The sequence below is a fragment of the Pontibacter populi genome (assembly GCF_019336435.1).
Lineage (GTDB): Bacteria > Bacteroidota > Bacteroidia > Cytophagales > Hymenobacteraceae > Pontibacter > Pontibacter humidus.
Genome location: NZ_JAHWXQ010000002.1, coordinates 94,003 through 112,938 on the forward strand (window position 1 = coordinate 94,003; position 18,936 = coordinate 112,938).

The following is an 18,936-nucleotide window of genomic DNA, read 5'->3' on the forward strand; positions in this document are numbered from 1 at the left end:
GGGCTTTTGCTGCTTAAACTATAGGCTTAACCTAAATATGGCTTAAGTGCTTTACTTCTGGATGTATGACGAAGTCTTCTGATCGCTTTTTCTTTGATCTGGCGAACACGCTCACGGGTAAGGTTGAATTTCTCCCCTATCTCCTCCAGCGTAAGGGAATGTTCCCCGTTCAGACCAAAGTATAACGTGATTACATCAGCTTCGCGCTTGGTAAGTGTTGAAAGTGCACGCTGTACTTCTTTGCGAAGCGAGTCATTCATCAGACCCATGTCCGGTGATTCTTCGTCTTCGTTTTCAAGTACATCCAGCAAACGGTTTTCTTCGCCTTGCACAAACGGGGCATCCACAGATACATGGCGACCTGAAATCTTTAAGGTATCTACTACCTCAGCGGTTGTCAGTTCCAGTACTTCTGCAATTTCTTCTGGCGATGGCTCGCGTTCGAATTTTTGCTCCAGTTCTGAGAATGACTTAGAAATCTTGTTAAGTGAACCAACACGGTTTAATGGTAAACGCACAATACGCGACTGCTCGGCCAACGCCTGCAGAATGGACTGACGGATCCACCAAACAGCATAAGAGATAAATTTAAAACCTCTTGTTTCATCAAAACGCTTTGCAGCTTTTATAAGACCCAGGTTGCCTTCGTTAATAAGGTCACCTAAAGACAGACCCTGGTTCTGGTACTGTTTTGCTACAGACACTACGAAACGCAGGTTAGCTTTTGTCAATTTCTCAAGTGCAAACTGATCTCCCTCTTTGATTCTCTGTGCTAACGATACTTCCTCATCCGGTGTAAGCAAATCTACTTTGCCGATCTCTTGTAAATACTTATCAAGCGACTGGCTTTCGCGGTTAGTAATCTGTTTGCTTATCTTGAGTTGTCTCATCAGAGTATATTATTAATGCAAAAATGTTGAAGTTGTATTTTGGGCTCGGTTTGGTAACACCAGAAAATCGCGCAAAGTTCTTACATATTACGAATAAAATCAAGAACCTGTACGCGAATCCAAAAAAATAAAAACTCCTGATGCCAAAACAGTCATGCTGCGCGGCAACAGGAGTTTTAAAAATGATTACTGATTTTGCTGAGGAGCTTCCGGTCTTGGAAGGATAGCCTTGCGTGACAGCTTAAATTTGCCTGTCTTCTTATCTACGTCGATAAGTTTTACTTTCACTTCCTCTCCTACTTCCAGCACGCCATCCATGGTTTCAACACGCTCGTGCTTGATCTCAGAGATGTGAAGCAGACCATCTTTACCTGCCATAAACTCTACGAAGGCACCATACGGCTGGATAGACTTAACCTTACCGATGTATACTTCACCAATTTCAGGCTGGGCAACAATTCCTTTGATCTTAGAAACCGCGCTGTTCATTGAATCCTGATCGCTGGCAAAGATGTTAACGTGACCTTTCTCGTTCTTCTCTTCGATAATGATCGTAGCACCGGTATCTTTCTGGATCTGCTGGATAACCTTACCACCTGGTCCGATAACCGCACCGATAAATTCTTTATCGATGATCATGTTGAACGAACGTGGTGTGTGTGGCTTATAGTCAGCATTTGGAGAAGAAATGGTTTTGTTCATTTCGCCCAGGATGTGTAAGCGGCCTGCTTTTGCCTGCTCCAACGCCTGTGAAAGCACGTCGTAAGACAAACCGTGAACTTTAATGTCCATCTGGCAGGCAGTGATACCATCTTTAGTACCAGTTACTTTAAAGTCCATATCACCCAGGTGATCTTCATCACCAAGAATATCAGAAAGAACGGCAAACTTACCAGTTTTTTCGTCTGTGATCAGACCCATCGCGATACCAGATACACCACCCTTGATCGGAACACCTGCATCCATAAGCGCTAGTGAACCAGCACAAACAGTAGCCATTGAAGAAGAACCGTTAGACTCCAGGATATCAGAAACGATACGGATCGTATATGGATTATCTTCGCTTGATGGCAACACTTTCTTAAGTGCACGAAGCGCCAGGTTACCATGTCCGATCTCACGACGGCCAGGACCTCTGTTTGGCTTCACTTCACCAGTAGAGAAAGCAGGGAAGTTATAGTGTAATAAGAATTTATTTGTACCTGATACCATTGCGCTGTCGATCATTTGCTCGTCCAGTTTGGTACCTAAGGTTACAGTAGTCAATGATTGTGTTTCACCACGGGTAAATACGGCAGAACCGTGTGTAGCTGGCAGGTAATTCACTTCAGACCATATCGGACGAATTTCATCCAGTTTACGGCCATCCAGACGAACACGCTCATCCAGGATCATATTACGAACAGCTTCCTTCTCAACATCGTGGTAATACGTTTTGATCAGGCCCATATCGTAACCATGGTCTTCACCAAGAGACTCTACAAACTCGTTCAGAACAGCTGCAAAACCATCTTTACGCTCAGATTTGTTTGCTCTGCCACGCATAGCAACTTCATACGCTTTGTCGTAAGTAGCAGTGCGTACTTTTTCGCGAAGTGCTTCGTCATGCGTTTCATGCGAATACTCGCGCTTCTGCAATTTACCCACCATTTCAGCAAGCTCAAGCTGTGCCTGGCACTGTACTTTAATGGCTTCGTGTGCAAATTTGATAGCTTCCAGCATTTCTGCTTCAGAAACTTCGCTCATTTCACCTTCTACCATCACAACGCTGTCCATAGATGCACCAACCATCATATCGATGTCAGCACGCTGCAGGTTAGAAACAGTAGGGTTAATTACTAACTGGCCATCGATACGCGCTACACGCACTTCAGAGATAGGGCCGTTAAATGGAATATCCGATACAGCAAGTGCAGCAGAAGCAGCCAGAGCAGCAAGTGCATCCGGCATGATCTCCGTATCAGCAGAGATCATATGTATTGTCATTTGAGTTTCGGCATGATAATCATCCGGGAACAGCGGGCGCAGCACACGGTCAACCAGGCGCGAAACTAGGATTTCGTAGTCAGAAAGGCGTGCTTCTCTTCTCAGGAAGCCACCAGGTATTTTACCAGACGAAGCGAACTTCTCCTGATAGTCAACGGAAAGTGGCAGAAAGTCCACACCTTCACGTGCTTCTTTGTTAGAAACAATTGCTGCAAGCAGCATCGTGTTTCCCATTTTTACCACAACAGAACCATCGGCCTGCTTGGCTAATTTACCAGTTTCAATAGTTATCTCCCGGCCGTCCGGAAGAGAGATTGTTTTTGTGATCGCGTTTTGTGACATCTTCAATTATTTTTTTTCATCAAAAACAGGGCTGCCCATTGCGGCCGCTGTCGGGGTACTGGCAAAAAGAAAGGGAGGTACTATAAAAAAGATTAGGGAATCCCTTTTGTGAATTCCCTAACCCAAATAAATTATTTTCTGATACCCAGCTCGCTGATAATAGCTCTGTATCTTTCGATATCGTTTTTCTGAAGGTAGTTAAGCAATCTTCTTCTTTTACCTACCAGTTTCAGAAGACCCAGACGGGTGCTGAAATCTTTTTTATGAATCTTCAGGTGCTCTGTAAGATCAGCAATGCGTGTAGTGAAAAGCGCGATCTGAGACTCAGCTGAACCAGTGTCAGTTTTGGTTTTGCTTATGCCGTGCTTTTCGAAAATTTCTTGTTTCGCTTCAGTAGTTAATTTCATTTCGTATAAATATCAATCTGTTTTTATCAATGAGATTGCCGTATAAGCCGCAAAGATATAAAAAATTAAATTAATCAAAAACTATTTACGGACTCTATTTTCAACCAAACTATAATTTGTTGCGCTTTAACCGGGTAAGTATTTTACGCCAGAAGTCTATCTCCAGCAAAGACGAATCGTTGCGGGCCTGGTACAGGAAGAACAAACCAATAGGTACCAGTATGGCGTTGGATGCCCACATACCTACCGGCACCGGCAATAACCCTTCTCTTGCCCACTTCTCGCCAAGTATCGACAGCACATACATTATTATAAAGAAAAGGATCGAAATAATTACCGGAACGCCAAGCCCGCCTTTTTTAATGATGGCCCCAAGTGGCGCACCAATAAGGAACATAACTATAATACTGGCCGACTGTGTATACTTTTTCCAGATCTCGATCTCGAAGTTATTAGCCTCGCGTACGGTGCTGTTTACGCGCTCTATATAACTGCTTGTAAAGCTTTTAATGTTACGGGCCTTGTTCTTAGCCATTACCAGCGTGCTGGCATTTACAGCAGGCAACTCTTTATCCAGTTCCTTTCTTATAATTGCCTGCCCCCCTACTTTCGTTCTTGTACTATCCACTTTCATGTACATATAAAATGGATCTACATTAGAGATGAATTTATCTCTTTCCTTCTGAGACAGGTCTGTAAGGGAGTCGGTTACCACGTTCAGCTCTGCGATATTTTTCATCATTTTGTTATCCGAAAAATACTCTTCGCGGGTGCGGCTCAGGTCAAAAGACGAGAGGCTGAACATGATCTTGCTTTCTTTAAAACGCTGCCGCACAAACTGGTCTTCAGAAGTGCTTTGCAGTGTGTTATTGCTTTGGTTAACATAAATGTTACCATCAAAAAGCTCTAACACCAGGTAATTATCGTTGTGGTCCGTAAACATACGCCCCGAGTCGGCGAGTATGATTCTGCTATTGTTACCACCCTGTGTATGGTCATAGATCATCACATCGCGGATAGAGCCGCCATCACCCAGCTTTTCGTTTATTTTTATACTATAACCCGGCAGACCATTATAAAAGGCACCTTCCTTAAAATTCATGGTTGGTTTGGTCTGCCGTATGTCCCAGAGCAAACTATAGGCTTTAAGGTTAGCTTTTGGTACGATGTTATTATTAAAGAAGAAAGCGGCTATGCCGAGAACAGCAACAAAAATAAATACAGGGCGCAGAATACGAGGAAGTGCAACACCGGAAGTTTTGATGGCAGTTAATTCGTGGTGTTCGCCCAGCGTACCATACGTCATCAGGGATGAGAGCAGCACGGCAAGCGGCAGCGCAACCGGCGCCATGTTGATGCTGAAATAGAACAGGAGCTCCCCAAAAACACTGGCACCAAGATCTTTCCCTACCAGTTCGTCAAGGTATTTAAGCATATACTGTGTGAGCAGAATAAACTCTACCACAGCAAATGTTAATATAAAGGGGCCGATGAACGACCGTATAATAAGTTTATCTAATTTCTTCATGAGAGCCAATAACCGTTGCGGCTTTGCCAGGTAATATGGGTTTTTAGTAAACATCCACACACCAAGAATCGTGCAAAGATACGCAGCAGAACCAGATAGAAAGCTACCCGCCTATTATTTCTCTCAGGTTTTGCATCAGGTGCTCCCAAAGTTCGGCCAGTTCTTCCTGGTCTTCCTCGTCAGAGTAATCAACTACTTTCAGGAACTGTTCCTGCGTTAGCTCACTCGATTCAATAGAAAAATCAATGTATGAAGGATCGGAAACATGCTGGCGGTTATCATCCAGAAAATTAAAACGGACAGAACGGTTGGTTCGGAACCCGGTCATTTCTGCATAATGGTTGCTGCCGTCCCAAACAAAGTTGAACACTTTATTCACTTCCACCTTCACGTCGTCGCAAAACCATTCGGCCAAACCGCTGGCTGTACTCAGGTAAGGGTACAGTAATCGGGATGATGCATTAATGGGGTACTCTCCAACAAATTTTGTCTTAGTTGATCTCATCATAGAGCATAATAGTAAGTGATTGAGTAAGTATAGTGTTATTTTTTGATTCTTTTAATATATCGAAAATAAAATATTTTTTTTCGGGCCAAAGTATTGTGCGGTATAAAAACTTTTACCTACTTTTGCATCACAATTCGGCGGGGTAGCTCAGATGGTTAGAGCGCAGGATTCATAACCCTGAGGTCGGCAGTTCGATTCTGCTCCCCGCTACAATAATAGCCTGCTGGTTTACTCCGGCAGGCTTTTTTGCTTTTCAGGCCGGAACAAAACTATAGTATAACTATAGATAACAAGACCCCTTAAAGCACTATAGTTTTGGCTTCCAGCTACTTCACAAAAAAGAGCCGCCCCGATATAACGGGACGGCTCTTTTAACTTATAGTTTAAGCCTTACATTTTTACCTGTACCGGCAGGTCTTCCAGCTGGGCGTAACTTAATTTCCAGGTACCATCTTCGCCTTTTTTCCAAAGCAGCATAAAGTTACCTTCGCCCTCTCCACCCGGCTGTCCCGGCGCATCAGGCAATACATCTACCGTAAAGGTACCTGCTTCGTAAGCCATTTTGTTATCAATTCCGGAACTTACTACGTCCAGTCGCAGGTCATCAATGGTTTCAATGGTTTCTTCAACCCATTTTTTGGCGACTTCAGATTTGCCGCTGTAATGGATCTCGCCCTGCACGAAGTCTACATCTTCGGCCAGCATTTCTTCTAATTTATTTTCGTCTTTATCATTCCAGGCATCAATAAATGCTTTGTTCAGGTCCTGCACCACTTTAACGTCTTCGGTTTTCTGGCAGGATGTAAACAGGAATACTGCGAAGAACAATACTATCAAGGATCTCATAATTTTAGTTTTTAGTGTATACTTAAATACTAATAGGCATATATATTTTCCGGCTTATACGGATTAAAAAAAAACCAGTCAAAAATGACTGGCTTTTTTTATGAGTAGAGGTATTAATTACCAGCTTTTTCTTCTGTACTCAGAAGTATGATATGGTTTATCTCTATCACCAAAGTCTGGGTTTGGTAAGAACATGTTCTCAGCTAAATAAGCCATAGAAGTACCGTTATAGGCCATTTCTGGCTGTGCGGCTGCAAGCGCATTAGCTGTTGCAGGAGCTGCTTTAGCCGGAGTTGCTTTTCTTGTAGAAGTAGAAGCCATACGGGCATTAGCTGCTCTGTTTGCTGCTGCTGCTCTGTTAGCTGCTGCAATACGCTCTGCTTCTTTCTTTTTCTGCTTATTGTCGATGATCTTACCAACACCATAGCCTGCACCTGCACCAACGGCAGCACCTACTGCACCACCTACAACGCGGTTACGCTTATGGATAATGGCACCGGCAGCGGCACCTGTAGCACCACCAATTACAGCACCTTTTGCTTGCGGGCTCCAACCTGTACGTTCTTTTGTTTGCGCAGACGCACTGAAGGCAACTGCAACTATCAATACAAGGCTTAGAGCTAAACTGATTACCTTTTTCATAACATTCAATTTTTGAGTTGAAAACTTTATACGCAACTGAAATGGGTAGTTGCAATTCGTGTGCCAGAAATATTAACACTTCCTAAACATTCTTTTTTCAGGTAAACTTTTTCTATATTTAAGTAAGATTGTCGCCTACATTTTTTCTACCCTATGAAAGATTCACCCTTTACTCCTCTTTTATCCTTTTGGTTTATAATTATAGTTGCGCTGGTAAGCAGCTGCAAAGGCAAAAGCGATGAACTGCTGTTAGAGAGCCGCAACTTTGAACAGGAAATAATGCGGGAACAGAACCTGGTCTTTAAGTTTGATAAAGATGTAATGCCGGATTCGCTCCTGAATAACTGGGATACTATACCCTACATCACATTCCGTCCTGCAGTGCCCGGCCAGTTTAAATGGACAGCTCCGAACGAGTTGGTCTTCTCTCCTGCCCGACCGTTTGCACCCAGCACCAATTACCAGGCAGAGCTGACCAATAACCTTTTGCGCCATTCCAAGACCAACTATAAAATACCCAGCGGGCAAGGTTTTACTTTTCATACACCTTACCTGGGGCTTACCAAACCTAAAGCCTACTGGACCCTGAATGAAAACAACCCGACAGAACTGGAAGCAAACCTGCTGCTTACCTTTAACTATCCGGTAACTATACCCACGCTGCGCGATAACCTGCATGTATACCAGGGCAAGACAGAACTGCCTTTAGAAGTAGTCAGCAATAACCGCGAAACTATAGTTGTGAAACTAAAGAATATAAACCAGGCAACGGATGAAGCCATACCCGTACGGCTAACTATAAACAAAGGACTCACCATGCCGGGAAGCACTTACCAGACATCTCAAACTATCGAAAGGGAGATAGAACTGCCAAGCCGCCGACAGATGCAGGTAACAGAAGTAGCCACTGCTTTTGAGGAAGGCCAGGAACGCATCTATATTTTCACAACGCAACCGGTCACCAATACCGATCTGCACAGCCTGGTAACTATAAGCCCGAGGCGGGATTTTAGTATAGAACGTCTGGAGAACGGCCTTGTAGTGAAAGGAAATTTCGGAGACCAGGAAAACTATACGCTAACTATAAGTGGTAACCTGACTGGCGTGGCCGGCAAAGAACTTGGCCGCGATTACAGGCATCCGGTAACTTTCCAGCCCCTGCAGCCTACTATTGCTTTTGTAAACCAGAAAAGCATTTACCTGAGTAGCCAGGGCTCGCGCGATATTGCTCTGAACCTGGTGCAGGTGCCACGCATTAAAGTAAGTATTGGCAAAGTGTATGAGAACAACATTCTGCGCTACCTGCAGGACGGTAAGATGTACGATGGCTATTATGACGAAGAGGCCGAAGAGTATTATGAGAACTCTTACTATGATGTAAATAACACCAACGGCAACACCATTTTCGAGCGCGAATACAATAAAAAAGAGCTCCGCAAAAAAGGCAATGCCCATCTCCTGCACCTCGACCTGAATGACCTTGATTTCGACAGCCAGTTTAAAGGCTTATATGTAATTAACGTATCGAGTACCGATAAAAAATGGCTCAAAACCTCTAAGATCGTCTCGGTTTCGGATATCGGGCTGATTGCGAAGCAGGGAAAAAATGACGTGGTGGTTTTTGCAAACTCTATCCGCAACGGAAATACACTGGAAGGTGTGGAAGTGCGCTTCATCAGCACCAACAACCAGATCCTTCATAAAGCTACTACCGATAAGGATGGCGTAGCCCGTTTCAGTAACATTGATAAGCTGGCGCCGGATTTCATCATGGGTCTGATTACGGCTCGCCTGGACCAGGACTTTAACTACATGCCTTACAGCCAGACACAGGTCAACACTTCCCGTTTTGATGTGGGTGGCAAGCGCTTAGGCGAACTGGCTTACGATGCTTATATCTATGGTGATCGTGATCTATACCGCCCCGGCGATACTGTGCATGTCAATACTATAGTTCGCACACCAGCCTGGGAAACTATAGCCGGGCTGCCTATTAAAGTAAAGCTGCTGCTACCCAATGGCAAAGAGCTCCGCAGTGTAAAAGCTAAACTGAACAAAGAAGGCGCAGCAGCAACTAACTTTATACTAAGCACTGCAGCAGTTACGGGTACCTATACAATAGAAGTGTACTCCGGTAACGATGTGCTTTTGAATTCCCGCAAAATTGGTGTAGAAGAGTTTATGCCCGACAGGCTGAAAGTAACTGCCACGCTGAATAAAACAGCTTTTGTACCCGGTGAGAAACTGACTGTTAACCTGACCGCGCAGAACCTGTTCGGCCCGCCTGCCGCTAACCGCAACTATGAAGTACAGCTCAGTCTTAAAAAGAAATACTTCGAAGCGAAGAACTACCCGGACTATAACTTCGAGATTGAAACATCGGGCACTGTAGATATCCAGAACAGCGTACGACAGGGTCAGACCGACGCACAAGGCAAAGGGCAGGAAACATTCGAGCTGGCCGGTTACCAGGATGTGGGTTTGCTGGATGGCTCGGTTTATACCACTGTTTTCGATGAAACAGGAAGGCCCGTAAACAGGCTCAGCAAGTTTGATGTGAGCACGCAGCAGGCGTTTTACGGCATCAGAAGATTTGATGCCTATGTAAGTACCCGCCGACCTATGAATGTACCACTGTTAGCACTCGACCGAAATGGCAAACCTGTTTCAACCACTGCCCGCGTGCAACTGGTACGCTTTACCTATGAGTCGGTGATTGAACGCTACTCCGAAAACTATAACTATAAATCTCAACGCAAAGAAAACATCGTTCTTAACAAAACGATAACGATACCTGCAGGCGGTGGCAACTTTAACTTTACACCGGTTTTGTCGGGTGAATATGAATTGCGTTTGATGCGGCCGGGCGCTTACAACTATGTGGCCCAGGAATTTTATGCCTATGGCTGGGGCGATACCGAAAGCACCTCTTTTGAAGTAAACACCGAAGGAGAAGTAGACATCGCGCTTGACAAAGAAAGTTATGCGGTCGGCGACAAGGCCAAAGTGCTGTTCAAGGCGCCTTTTGCTGGAAAGATCCTGGTAACCGTGGAGCAGGATAAAGTTCTAAGCCATTACTACCTCAAAACAGATAAGAAAGCAGCGTCGCTTGAGTTGCCTATTGTGAGCGAGCATTTACCAACCGTTTATATTACAGCTACCGCCCTGCGTCAGGTAAAAGATAACAGGATGCCGTTAACGATTGCCCGTGGTTTTAAACCAGTGACAGTAACTGCGAAAAGCACGAAACTGGATGTCGTCCTCACAGCTCCGGAAGTGTCTCGATCCAATAAAATTCAGGAGGTGAAGATCAAAACCGTTCCGAATGCGGAGGTAACGCTGGCTGTGGTTGATGAAGGCATCCTGCAACTGAAAGACTATAAAACACCGGATCCGCACGGCTATTTTTACCAGAAACGTGCCCTCGAAACAGAATCCTATGATCTCTACCCTTTCCTTTTCCCTGAGTTAAGCAGTCGTTCCAGCGTTGGTGGCGACGGCTATGATCTCGAGAAACGAATCAATCCTTTGACATCAAAAAGAGTAAAACTGGTATCGCTCTGGAGCGGACATCTGAAAACCAACAGCAACGGCGAAGCTATAGTTAAGGTAAAGATCCCGGAGTTTTCGGGTGCCGTGCGCGTGATGGCTGTGGCTTACAAAGGCAGCGCGTTTGGTTCTTCTGAGAAAATGATGCGTGTTTCAGATCCGGTTGTGATCAGCACAGCACTTCCGCGGTTTGTGAGTCCGAAAGATACGCTCCTGGTACCTGTTACGCTAAGCAACACAACTGCTAAAAAGGCAACAGCCAGCAGTACTGTTTCTGTAACAGGGCCATTGCGCATAGTTGGCAGTTCTGCTAAATCAACAACTATAAACCCAAACTCCGAGGCGCAGGTTATTTATAAACTGGTAGCCACGCCAACTATAGGTCAGGCAAAAGTTACAGTAAACGTAAATGCTTTAGGTGAGAAATTTAGCAGCAACACCGATATTACCGTTCGGCCAACCTCGCCGCTTTCAAAAATAACAGAAGCCGGAACTATAAAAGATGGCGAAACCACCGAGATCAAACTGGCAAATGATTTCATTCCGTCTTCTGTATCATCTAAGCTTATTGTAAGCAATTCGCCGCTTGCTCAATTTACTGATGACATCACGTTTTTGCTCCGCTATCCGCATGGCTGCCTGGAGCAGACTACTTCTACTGCTTTCCCACTGCTCTATTTCACTGACCTAGCCAAATCACTGCAGCAGACAGGAAAGAACAGAACCTATAATCCGAATTACCTGGTGCAGGAAGCGATCACTAAAATAGAGCTGATGCAGCAATACGATGGTGGTTTTACCTACTGGCCCGGCGCCGAAAACACAGATTGGTGGAGCAGTACTTATGCGACGCATTTCCTGCTGGAAGCCAAAAAAGCAGGCTACCCGGTAACACAACAGGTACTTGATAAAGCACTAACCTACCTGCAGCGCAAAGTGAAAGGTAAGGGCATGGAAGAATACCGCTACTATAACGCCAGCCGTAAAGTCAAAAGCAAATACATCGCCTCCCGCGAAACGGCCTATTCGCTTTACGTGCTGAGTATAGCTGGCAAGCCTGACTGGGCCACCATGAACTACTATAAAGCGAAGCCTGAATTAGTTTCTTTAGATAGCCGCTATTTACTAGCAAGTGCCTTTGCGTTAAACGGTCGCCGCGAGAGTTTCAGCCAGATACTTCCGCGCTCCTTCGCCGGCGAAACATCGCTTCGCGCCCTGGATGGGAGCTTCTATTCCCCGATGCGCGACATGGCCATTTCACTGAACAGCCTGATCGAAGCGGATCCGGAAAACTCACAGGTAACAACGCTGGCAAGGCATCTTTCAGAAGAGTTAAGTTCATCCCGCTGGTACAATACCCAGGAACGCGCTTTTGCCTTGATGGCGCTCGGAAAGCTGGCAAACCGCAGCGCAGGCAATAGCACAGTACAGGTTATTCAGAATGGTAAAGTAATTGGTACTTACAAGGATAAAGACCTGGTGCTGCAGGATAAGTTGAAGTCTGGAACTATAACTTTGAAAGGTACTGGCAAAGGAACGCTCTATTATTTCTGGGAGATAGAAGGCATCAGCCAGAGTGGTAACTATAATGAGGAAGACAATTTTATGCAGGTGCGAAGAGCTTTCTTTGACCGTGATGGCAGGCAGATTACAAACAACACCTTTAAGCAAAATGACCTGATTATAGTTCGGATCGCGCTGCAGTCGCTGGATGGCAGAACGATACCGAACGTAGCTATTACCGACATGCTGCCGGCTGGTTTCGAGATCGAGAATCCACGCCTGATGTCCGAACGAGAATTCAGCTGGTTGCAGAAGCAGGAACCTGCCACGCCAGACTATACCGACATCCGCGACGACCGGATCAATATTTACGCTACGGCCAGGCCGAAAGAGCAGTACTTCTTCTACCAGGTTCGTGCCGTGTCAAAAGGTAATTTCCAGCTGGGTCCGGTAGGTGCAGATGCCATGTACAACGCCGAGTATCATAGCTATAATGGTGCAGGAACTATAAATGTCAAGTAACAAGTAACAGTCATTTCGAACGTAGTGAGGAATCTGAAACATATCAACTATAACCTAAAGCAACTCCTGTCTAAAAGAAGCAGGTGGCTGCTTGGTTTTGTTTTGGTTTTGCTCCTACCTATAGTTGGATTTGTAGTGCTAAATAAACTATACCCGCTAACTATAAACGTTTCCTACTCCCCTGTTATCACGGCTTCGGATGGCAGTGTGATCAATGCGTTTTTGAGCAGCGACGACAAATGGCGGATGCAACTGGAAGCCGACGAAATAAATCCGGGGCTGAAACAAGCCGTTCTGCTGAAAGAAGATCGCTATTTCTATTATCATCCCGGGGTAAATCCTGCAGCTATAGTTCGGGCGGCTTTTAATAACCTGGCAACGGGCAAAACAACTTCCGGGGCATCTACTATAACGATGCAGGTAGCGCGGCTGCTTTACCCGAAAGAACGAACCTACCGAAACAAACTCATTGAATTATTCAGGGCTAGCCAGTTGGAGTGGAACTATAGCAAAGACGAGATTCTGCAACTTTACCTGAACCTGGTGCCGTATGGCGGCAACATTGAAGGCGTAAAAGCGGCATCCGTACTCTACTTTCACCAGTCGCCAAAGCAGCTGAGCCTGGCGCAGTCCGTAACTTTAACCGTTATCCCAAACAAGCCTTCTTCGCTGAGAATTGGGGAGCAAAACGCCCGTATAGTTGACTTCCGGAATAAATGGCTGCGCTACTATAAACAGGAACAAGCTTTTCCGGAGGATGCCATACAGGATGCGCTGAACGAACCTCTGGAAGCAACGCGACTGGAAGCGCCCAAAGTGGCGCCTCATTTTGCTTACCGCATGTTCCGGAAGTACAAGAACCAGCCGATCATTAAAACCACGCTTAACCGGCAGGTACAGGAAAAAGTGGAGCAACTGGCCTACAATTATATGCAGCGCCTCCGCTACCAGAACATCCACAACGCAGCCGTGCTCGTGATCAATAACCAGACAAAAGCAGTAGAAGCTTACTTAGGATCCGCGGATTTTTCGGATGTTGCGCATAGCGGGCAGGTAGATGGCGTACGGGCGATCCGGTCGCCGGGCAGTACACTGAAACCGTTTCTGTATGCCACTGCTTTTGACAAAGGACTGATCACACCTAAAACCATTATCAGTGATGTTCCAATTGATTACGCCGGTTATCGACCGCAGAATTATTTTGGCAACTATAGTGGCAACGTAACCATTGAACTCGCGCTGGCAACCTCTTTGAATGTGCCCGCAGTAAAACTACTGGACCAGGTGGGTGTGCATTCGTTTGTGCAGAAGTTGCAGCAGGCAGATTTTTCAGAGATGAAAGCGGAAGGCGACCAGTTGGGCTTATCGCTGATTCTGGGTGGCTGTGGCGTAAAACTGGAAGAACTGACGGCACTGTATGCAGCTTTCGCCAACCAGGGAAACTATAGCCCGATCCGGTGGCTGCAGCAGGACACAACTCTAGTTGCTAGACAGGTTTTCTCTCCTGCTTCGAGTTTTATGATCAACCAGATCCTGACGCAATTACTGCGACCCGATTTGCCTCACAATGCCCAGAACAGCGCCCGTCTCCCTAAAATCGCCTGGAAAACCGGTACCTCTTATGGTCGGAAAGATGCCTGGAGCATTGGCTACAATAAGAACTATACGGTGGGCGTCTGGGTTGGCAATTTTTCCGGCGAAGGCGTACCCGAGCTTAACGGTACTGATTCTGCTACGCCCCTGCTTTTTGATATTTTTAACGCGATCGACTATAACAGTATCAACAGCTGGTTCTCTCCGCCTAAAACGATAGCCAACCGGGCCGTGTGTATCGAAAGCGGAAAGCCGGGAAACACCTTTTGCAAAGACCAGGTGATGGATACATTTATTCCGGGGATTTCTCCTGTTGCCAAATGTACGCACCTGAAAAAAGTAGCCGTATCAGAAAACGAAAAATATGCATTCTGCACCAGTTGCCAGCCCGAAACAGGAGTTTTACAGAAATGGTATCCCAACTACGCACCCGAGATCCTGACCTTCTTTGAGTCTGAGCACATTCCGTTTAAGCGCATCCCAGCGCATAATCCGTTCTGCAGCCGCATTTTCCAGGATTTTGCACCGATCATCACTTCGCCAACAGCAGAAATGGAATACTTTTTAGAACGCGATGAGCGCCAGAAACTGATGCTGCACTGCAACGCACACAACGAAGTAAAACAGGTTTACTGGTACATCAATGATAAACTGGTTCGCACCGCAGCAGCCAACGAAAAGGTTTTCTTTGAACCGGAGCGGGCTGGCAAGTATAAAATTTCCTGTACCGACGACCAGGGTCGCAATACCAACAGCTATATATCAGTGCAGTTCCTGTAGTAAGGGATCTAGTATAGTTGGTTAAAGTCTTAAACTATAGCGACTGGTACCTGTTTTAAAACATAAGCGTAGAAACAGCATGAGCTCAATCATAACTTACCAGGCTGCCAGGACGGTAGCGCCAACTATAGAACAGCATTTCAGTAACCTGCTCGGTGCTGCCCGTCAAACTACTATTGAAAACCTTGCTACAGAACCTGATGCTGCTACTATTGAAAAAATAATTGATACCGCTTTCTGGGCCAGCCTGCAGCGCGAAGAAGGGCATGTCATTAAAATATCTATTGCCTATCTGCCACCCGCACATACTAAACACCCTGTACTATTTTTAAAGCGCCTGCCGCTTACAGCACCTGTGCTTACAAAATTGGCTCCCGGGGTAGAGCGCCCGGGTATTCACATCGGTGTCTGGCAGGAAGATGGGGAACTATACATCTGGGGCACTACCCGCTCTATACCAAGTTTATGTTTTGTGGTAGATGTTTCGGAACCGGGGTTAATGGTGATCAAACACCGCAGACGCGATGGGTTTGGGAAATATGCGAACGTAGCCGTACTGAAAGGCGACCAGATCAAGATCATAGATGAGCAGAATACCGCACTGGATGACTGCCCGGGATTCCTGACCTCGTTGCTGGGATTAACAACACCATCTACCACTGTTGCAGCTAATATACTGGTGCAACTGGCGGTATCGATGCGGGCACATAAGCGCGGCGGCACATTGCTTGTTGTGCCAACTGAAACAACCAACTGGCAGAATTCTATCGTCAAGCCCATGGTGTATTCCATTCAACCTACTTTATCAGGGCTGGCACGGTTAATACAGCACCAGGAAGAGGAAAGAACGAAGGGTACCTGGCAATCTGCGCTTAAAAAAGAAGTGGATGCACTGGCCGGGTTAACAGCCATCGATGGGGCCACCATCATTACAGACAACTATAAACTACTGGCTTTCGGAGCTAAAATAGGACGCGCTATTGGCAGTTCGCCTGTAGATGAAATGACCGTAACCGAACCCATCGTAGGAAACGAAGAAAAGAAACTGCACCCTGCTCATAACGGTGGTACGCGGCATTTATCAGCTGCTCAGTTCGTGCACGACCAGCGCGATTCCCTTGGCTTGGTAGCCTCACAGGATGGGAAGTTTACGATCTTCTCCTGGTCGCCGTGTAAGCAAATGGTACATGCGCATGTGATTGACACGTTGCTGCTATAGTTTATAGTTTGTAACACCGCTACAAAGCCTGCGTTACTACCCTCATGAGCAGAGCATTTGTAAAAGAAGACGATTCCGGTGAAGCCCCGATCATTCCGCCAAGAGCGGCATTGCCACCCGGTGTAACCAACTATGTAACGCCACGTGGCCTGGAATTACTACGCACCGAACTTACCGAACTGGAAGCAGAACGAAGTCAGGCAGAGGCCAACCGCGACAATGAAGCGGAGCGCACCCGTCAGCTAACGATACTTAACGGACGAATTGCAGCGCTTACATCGCGCATTGCAACTGCCAAAGTCATCGATACAAAAGACCAGCCTGCAAATCAGGTTAGGTTTGGAGCGACCGTTACGCTTGAAACCATTAAAGGGAAAAATCCCGGCCAGGAAAGAACATTTACGATAGTTGGCGTAGATGAAGCCTCCGTAGAAGCCGGGTTAATTGCCTTTGTGGCACCCATCGCCAAAATTGTAACAGGCGCTAAAGTAGGCCAGAAAATAACGTTACGCCTTGGTAAGGATGAAGAAGTAGCCGAAGTGACCAATATCTCCTATCAAAACAATTAAAATTAAAGTACACAGATTTGCTCCAGAATCGGGTGTTAAGTTGCTTACCTGAACTATAAACTATGCGCATACTGATCATCGAGGACGAACAGGAACTGAACAACTCTATAGTTACCTACCTGCAACAGGAAGGCTATAGTTGCGATGCTGCCTACGATTTTAAAGAAGCCAGCCTCAAGGTTGCTGACCTTCCTTATACCTGCGTGCTTGTAGATCTGAACCTGCCCCACGGTAACGGCTTGGACATTGTGCGGCTGCTGAAAGAAAATACCCCGGAGACCGGCATCATCATTATTTCTGCTAAAAACGCATTGGATGACAGGATTACCGGACTGGAGATAGGTGCAGATGATTACCTCACCAAACCTTTCCATTTATCGGAACTGAACGCGCGGGTAAAATCTGTTATCCGGAGACGGAATTTTAACGGACATAAATCGGTAAAAGCCGGTGCGCTGGAGGTTTTCCCGGATTCGGCAGAGGCACAGGTAAATGGGCAAAAACTGACATTGACCAAAAAAGAATACGATCTGCTGCTGTACTTTCTATCGAACCGGAACCGGGTACTTACCAAAGACTCTATTGCCGAACATTTGTGGGGCGACCATGTCGAAGCGCTCGATTCGCTTGATTTCGTGTACACGCACATCAAAAACCTGCGCCGCAAAATTATGGAGGCCGGCGGCGAAGACTATATCCAAACGGTGTATGGCCTGGGTTATAAGTTTGCAGCCGAATGAGGATCCTGACTAAAACAAGTCTGTATTACCTGCTCGTGTCATTTGTCGTGTTCCTGATGGGTGGCATTGCTTACTATACCATTATGCAGGGTGAGATCTACGACGAGGTGGATGATCAGCTTTTTACCGATAAAGAAAATATCCTGGCTTTTATCCGTCGCACTAATGAGCTTCCGCACGTAACCTCGGGCGTAACGGAAACTATAGTTGTAAAGGAAGTAACCAATAATAATCCGGTACTCGAGGCGCTCACCGATACGCTTATCTATAGTTCCTACGACGAAGAATATATCCCCTACCGACGCCTGACTTTTACTACTTACCAGAAGGGAAAGGCCTACCAGTATACGATCATGAAGTCTGTCATGGATTTTGACGACCTTTTTGAAAGCACAGTGTTTGCAATGGGCTGGACGTTCCTGATGCTTTTAGTCGGCTTGGGAGCTGTAAACTATAGTATAAACAAGTATACCTGGCGCAACTTTTACGATACCCTGGATAAGATAAAACGCTACAGTTTGTCACAATACGGCCCGCTGCAACTTAAACCCTCCGAAACAACAGAGTTTCAGGAATTAAACACGGTGCTGCAGAACATGACAAATAAAATTCACAGTGATTACTTGAACCTGAAAGAATTTACCGAAAACGTATCGCATGAGATACAAACCCCATTAGCTATAGTTAACAGCAAACTGGAGCTCTTTATGCAATCCGGCAACCTGACTTCGACTGAGGCTAAACTGCTGGAAGACATGCACAATTCAGTAAGCCGCCTGGCACGTTTAAACAAATCACTCATTCTGCTTACCCGCATCGAAAACCGAGAATTTAAAGAAAATGAAGATATCCCGATGCACGAGCTCCTTGCCGAACAGACTGAGCAACTTCAGGAAATTATAGAAATGCATGGCCTTACAGTAGCGCAAACTATAGATCAGCCTGTGCAAGTGCACATGAACCGGGGTCTTGCCGAAGTGCTGGTCTCAAACCTGCTCATTAATGCTATCCAGCATAACCAACCAGACGGTGTCATAACCATTACCCTGGATCAGGAAAAGCTTTGCCTGAAAAATACCGGTGAAGAATTACATGAACCAGGTAGTAACCTATTCGGCCGTTTTGTGAGCGGAAGTAAGCGCTCAGACTCCTTAGGGATCGGGCTGGCACTGGTAAGCCGTATCTGTTCTGTTTACAACATGCGCCCAAACTATAGTTTTGTTGATGGCATGCACGTGCTTTGCATCTATTTCAATCAAATTCCTTTTAAAAAATAATATCTCCTACAGATTGTCTTCAGAATCATGTCGTA

13 protein-coding genes and 1 tRNA gene are annotated in these 18,936 nt (G+C 45.9%); 7 read left to right on the top strand and 7 right to left on the bottom strand.

Translation table 11 applies throughout. The features are described 5' to 3' along the window. Nucleotides 1–26: 26 nt before the first annotated feature. The 5 genes from KYK27_RS07005 to KYK27_RS07025 form a co-directional block, all read right to left on the bottom strand. Nucleotides 27–890: an RNA polymerase sigma factor RpoD/SigA gene (locus tag KYK27_RS07005; RefSeq protein WP_025605096.1), complete on the bottom strand. Its 864-nt coding sequence runs from the start codon at nucleotides 888–890 to the stop codon at nucleotides 27–29. 186 nt (nucleotides 891–1,076) lie between these two features. Further along, nucleotides 1,077–3,218, bottom strand: a complete 2,142-nt coding sequence (gene pnp / locus KYK27_RS07010; protein ID WP_199109340.1) for a polyribonucleotide nucleotidyltransferase — start codon at nucleotides 3,216–3,218, stop codon at nucleotides 1,077–1,079. Nucleotides 3,219–3,349: 131 nt separating this feature from the next. Then, entirely contained in the window at nucleotides 3,350–3,625 is a 276-nt protein-coding gene (gene rpsO, locus KYK27_RS07015) for a 30S ribosomal protein S15 (protein WP_199109341.1), read from the bottom strand. Between the two features lie 109 nt (nucleotides 3,626–3,734). Further along, entirely contained in the window at nucleotides 3,735–5,153 is a 1,419-nt protein-coding gene (locus KYK27_RS07020; RefSeq protein ID WP_199109342.1) for an LptF/LptG family permease, read from the bottom strand. Between the two features lie 103 nt (nucleotides 5,154–5,256). Further along, the gene (locus KYK27_RS07025) at nucleotides 5,257–5,661 is read right to left on the bottom strand and encodes an START-like domain-containing protein (RefSeq protein WP_317195897.1); all 405 of its coding nucleotides are present in this window, start codon (nucleotides 5,659–5,661) and stop codon (nucleotides 5,257–5,259) included. A gap of 136 nt (nucleotides 5,662–5,797) precedes the next feature. Between KYK27_RS07025 and KYK27_RS07030 the strand changes: the two genes are divergently transcribed. Then, nucleotides 5,798–5,871 (top strand) — tRNA-Met (locus KYK27_RS07030). A 180-nt stretch (nucleotides 5,872–6,051) separates the two neighbouring features. Here KYK27_RS07030 and KYK27_RS07035 read toward each other — a convergent pair. Beyond that, nucleotides 6,052–6,507 (bottom strand): YybH family protein, encoded by a 456-nt coding sequence (locus KYK27_RS07035; protein ID WP_199109343.1) that lies wholly within the window; start codon nucleotides 6,505–6,507, stop codon nucleotides 6,052–6,054. Nucleotides 6,508–6,624: 117 nt separating this feature from the next. After that, nucleotides 6,625–7,149, bottom strand: coding sequence for a glycine zipper domain-containing protein (locus tag KYK27_RS07040; protein ID WP_199109344.1), 525 nt, complete (start codon nucleotides 7,147–7,149; stop codon nucleotides 6,625–6,627). 153 nt (nucleotides 7,150–7,302) lie between these two features. Here KYK27_RS07040 and KYK27_RS07045 point away from each other — a divergent pair, with 153 nt between their 5' ends. The 6 genes from KYK27_RS07045 (at nucleotide 7,303) to KYK27_RS07070 (ending at nucleotide 18,901) form a co-directional block, all read left to right on the top strand. Next, nucleotides 7,303–12,723, top strand: a complete 5,421-nt coding sequence (locus KYK27_RS07045; RefSeq protein ID WP_199109345.1) for an alpha-2-macroglobulin family protein — start codon at nucleotides 7,303–7,305, stop codon at nucleotides 12,721–12,723. Nucleotides 12,724–12,747: 24 nt separating this feature from the next. Further along, the gene (gene pbpC, locus KYK27_RS07050) at nucleotides 12,748–15,096 is read left to right on the top strand and encodes a penicillin-binding protein 1C (RefSeq protein ID WP_199109346.1); all 2,349 of its coding nucleotides are present in this window, start codon (nucleotides 12,748–12,750) and stop codon (nucleotides 15,094–15,096) included. A gap of 79 nt (nucleotides 15,097–15,175) precedes the next feature. Continuing rightward, nucleotides 15,176–16,315 (top strand): putative sensor domain DACNV-containing protein, encoded by a 1,140-nt coding sequence (locus KYK27_RS07055; RefSeq protein ID WP_199109347.1) that lies wholly within the window; start codon nucleotides 15,176–15,178, stop codon nucleotides 16,313–16,315. Between the two features lie 44 nt (nucleotides 16,316–16,359). Continuing rightward, nucleotides 16,360–16,884: a GreA/GreB family elongation factor gene (locus KYK27_RS07060; RefSeq protein WP_199109348.1), complete on the top strand. Its 525-nt coding sequence runs from the start codon at nucleotides 16,360–16,362 to the stop codon at nucleotides 16,882–16,884. 62 nt (nucleotides 16,885–16,946) lie between these two features. Beyond that, nucleotides 16,947–17,624, top strand: a complete 678-nt coding sequence (locus KYK27_RS07065; RefSeq protein ID WP_199109349.1) for a response regulator transcription factor — start codon at nucleotides 16,947–16,949, stop codon at nucleotides 17,622–17,624. After that, entirely contained in the window at nucleotides 17,621–18,901 is a 1,281-nt protein-coding gene (locus tag KYK27_RS07070; protein ID WP_199109350.1) for a sensor histidine kinase, read from the top strand. The genes KYK27_RS07065 and KYK27_RS07070 overlap by 4 nt, the downstream gene beginning before the upstream one ends. Nucleotides 18,902–18,936 lie beyond the last annotated feature (35 nt).

What these genes read in the sequence shown, in the direction of transcription:
- KYK27_RS07005 (WP_025605096.1), bottom strand. Translation starts at nt 890, where the DNA reads ATGAGACAACTCAAGATAAGCAAACAGATTACTAACCGCGAAAGCCAG.
- pnp (WP_199109340.1), bottom strand. Translation starts at nt 3,218, where the DNA reads ATGTCACAAAACGCGATCACAAAAACAATCTCTCTTCCGGACGGCCGG.
- rpsO (WP_199109341.1), bottom strand. Translation starts at nt 3,625, where the DNA reads ATGAAATTAACTACTGAAGCGAAACAAGAAATTTTCGAAAAGCACGGC.
- KYK27_RS07020 (WP_199109342.1), bottom strand. Translation starts at nt 5,153, where the DNA reads ATGAAGAAATTAGATAAACTTATTATACGGTCGTTCATCGGCCCCTTT.
- KYK27_RS07025 (WP_317195897.1), bottom strand. Translation starts at nt 5,661, where the DNA reads ATGATGAGATCAACTAAGACAAAATTTGTTGGAGAGTACCCCATTAAT.
- KYK27_RS07035 (WP_199109343.1), bottom strand. Translation starts at nt 6,507, where the DNA reads ATGAGATCCTTGATAGTATTGTTCTTCGCAGTATTCCTGTTTACATCC.
- KYK27_RS07040 (WP_199109344.1), bottom strand. Translation starts at nt 7,149, where the DNA reads ATGAAAAAGGTAATCAGTTTAGCTCTAAGCCTTGTATTGATAGTTGCA.
- KYK27_RS07045 (WP_199109345.1), top strand. Translation starts at nt 7,303, where the DNA reads ATGAAAGATTCACCCTTTACTCCTCTTTTATCCTTTTGGTTTATAATT.
- KYK27_RS07055 (WP_199109347.1), top strand. Translation starts at nt 15,176, where the DNA reads ATGAGCTCAATCATAACTTACCAGGCTGCCAGGACGGTAGCGCCAACT.
- KYK27_RS07060 (WP_199109348.1), top strand. Translation starts at nt 16,360, where the DNA reads ATGAGCAGAGCATTTGTAAAAGAAGACGATTCCGGTGAAGCCCCGATC.
- KYK27_RS07065 (WP_199109349.1), top strand. Translation starts at nt 16,947, where the DNA reads ATGCGCATACTGATCATCGAGGACGAACAGGAACTGAACAACTCTATA.
- KYK27_RS07070 (WP_199109350.1), top strand. Translation starts at nt 17,621, where the DNA reads ATGAGGATCCTGACTAAAACAAGTCTGTATTACCTGCTCGTGTCATTT.